1 protein-coding gene is annotated in these 409 nt (G+C 72.4%); it reads right to left on the reverse strand.

The annotated features are described in order from the left end of the window. Positions 1–27: 27 nt before the first annotated feature. The coding region (locus tag IF73_RS0137170) for a DUF4162 domain-containing protein (protein WP_031015988.1) at positions 28–409 on the reverse strand (382 nt) is incomplete at its 5' end.

A 409-nucleotide genomic window follows, 5' to 3' on the forward strand; every position in this document is an offset into this window, starting at 1 on the left:
AGTCGCGGACGGCGAGGGACAGGGTGCTCATCGGACGGTCTCCTTCGGCTGGGCGGGGACGGTGGTGGCGGTGAGGGCGAAGAAGACGTCGTCGAGGTCGGGCGTGTGGACGGTGAGTTCGTCCGCCTCGACGCCGGCCGTGTCGAGCCGGTCGAGCAGCGCGCGGAGCGCCCGCTGGCTGCCGTCGTTCGCGATCTGGAGGGTGAGGGCCTCGTCGTCCCTCGTCGCCTCGCCCAGCGCGTCGGAGGCGCTGCGATAGGCGTCGGGGTCGGTGAAGCGGAGGCGGACGTGGCCGCCGGGGATCTGGCGCTTGAGCTGGTCGGCGGTGCCTTCGGCGACGATGCGGCCGCCGTTGAGGACGGCGATGCGGTCGGCGAGTTCGTCGGCCTCTTCGAGGTACTGGGTGGTG

The organism is Streptomyces sp. NRRL F-5727 (assembly GCF_000719555.1).
In the GTDB taxonomy this organism is placed as follows: Bacteria; Actinomycetota; Actinomycetes; order Streptomycetales; family Streptomycetaceae; genus Streptomyces.